This window comes from Methylocystis sp. (assembly GCF_051061225.1).
Taxonomy (GTDB): Bacteria; Pseudomonadota; Alphaproteobacteria; order Rhizobiales; family Beijerinckiaceae; genus Methylocystis.
Genome location: NZ_JBPFEB010000055.1, coordinates 1 through 2,064 on the forward strand (window position 1 = coordinate 1; position 2,064 = coordinate 2,064).

The window sequence follows — 2,064 nt, forward strand, 5'->3', positions numbered from 1 at the left end:
ACCGCTTTGGCCGTTGGCGCCGCCGCGCTTGTTGTTGGTGGCACAATCGCCGGCCTTGGAGCATCGGGAGCTTTCGGCAGCAATAATAATCCGCCGCCGGTGATTCCGCCTTTGCCGCTCAGCCATCAGTAAGTTCGCAAATTTCCTTGGAGTGTGGAGGCCGGCCAGGCATGGCGGTCGATGCGACCTTGGCAGGCCTTCCACCGTGCCGCCGACGCGCCACTCGACTTGCCGCCGGCACTCGCGCGCTCGCGAAAATTATCGGAAAGAGGTCGCGTCATTCCTTTGGCCTCCCAAAGCCCCGTGAGCCAAAAGGAATAAAGTAAGTATCCCCCGGCAAAGCCGGGGGCTTTATGATGTGAGCCGCTGGATAGCGGCTGAGGGGTCGCTGACACGGTCCCTGATTTTGCGGGCCGCCTAAAGGCGACCGCACAGCATCATCGCCACTGGTTCAACTGCTCCAGCCGGGCGTCTCCGAGTTCCTGGTTGCGAATAGCGTGCTTCGCAGATGGGGTGAACTCATCAAGTATGGCGCCGATCCTGTTCCACAGAGCATCGACGCTGCGCTCGGCGGCTATGCGCAGGAGGGCCTTGAGCTTCGAGAAGGCCTTCTCGATCGGGTTGAAGTCGGGGCTGTAGGGCGGCAGGTAGAGCAGCGGCGCACCGGCCTCCTCGATCGCCTTGCGCACCCCTGTGCCCTTGTGGCTCCCGAGGTTGTCCATCACGATGATGTCATCCGGTGATAGTGTCGGCATGAGAACCTGCTTGACATAAGCCTGGAACCAAAGGCCGTCGAGTATCATCGGCGCGGTCAATTCGGAAAGCCGTAACCCAGCGATAAACGTTGTCGTTTTCCAGTGCCCATGCGGAACGCTGGCGCAATCGCTCGCCTCTTGGAGCGCGGCCGTTCTTACGGGCCATATCGTGCTCGCCCAGGTTTCGTCGATAGAGCTGATTCCCGAGGAAAAGCTGCAGTCAAGCGCAGCAACAAACGCCAATCGCAGCGCGCACCAGCTTTTCGCGTAAAGGTCAAACAGACTGAGTAGGTGCAGGGCTAGTTATCTATCACTCTGACCAGGATGTCGCTACTCCTTACTGGCAAGAGCACTCGGGACGACGATCGCGACTTCGTCAGCGGTCATCCACAGCTTGAGACATCAGCGAGACCGAAGGGGACCGCGCCCACGCTCACTCATTCCCCGCAAGCGCCGATGCCCTTGATCAACGAGCGGCCGGCGCGCCGGTGTCACGGGAAAGCGCGAAAGATGGAGTGGTCGGGAAACAGTCTCGTAACGAAGCCGCGATGCTGGCCCGTCGCCGAGCGGAGCTACGACTCGATCTGGAAGGCCGCGTCAGGCGCCAGCCCTTGCGGGAAAGGCGCGCTGCCGCATGCGTGGCACCGCGGCGGGATCTGCCCGCGAATCAAAAAATTCTAACTGCTCTGAAATACGGAATGTTCACATGGAGGCTGTGGCTGAGCCTAAGGCGGCGCGTGATCTGATCCGGCACATTCGGAAGTTAACCGAAGAGATCAAATGAAATCTGTTCTCAGCTCGCTTGCCCGGTTAGGACTTGATCGTCTACGGGGCATCCCAGTTGCAGATACGGCGGCTGGGACAGTGGCTGATTCCGCCAACCAGAAGCCGCAGGACGCCTCTCGATTACGGCAAGGGGCTCTACCGAAAACACAACAATATTAAAACCTCTTCACCAAACTCAGGGACTGGCGACGATCGCGCTGCGTGCTTTGAGCAACCCCCGGGCAACCACCCGGCGCTGTCCTTCACGGCCAGTCAGATAGGTAAAAATGCTATGATTTTTATTCCTGGTTGCAATTTTGTAACTTTAAACAGAAACTCTCTCTCCGAGGCCTTGTTTTCGACTGATTTGGCTATGCGAGCCGTTGCATCCAATGCAGGCTTTATTGGGAGGTCAAAATGGTTGCTGTAAAGCTTTTTTCACGGCTGTCGCTCAGCGTCGCCCTGATCACTTTCGCCTCTGCTGGGGGGGCGTCGGCGGAGCCGGTGTGTCGCGCAGGTACTTTGTACGATGCCGTCACAGGAA

At 58.7% G+C, this 2,064-nt stretch carries 1 pseudogene; it reads right to left on the reverse strand.

What is annotated here, in order from left to right:
* Positions 1-437: 437 nt before the first annotated feature.
* Positions 438-947, reverse strand: a pseudogene (locus tag ACR652_RS10580) (IS630 family transposase); the annotation flags it as partial.
* Between the last annotated feature and the right edge of the window lie 1,117 nt (positions 948-2,064).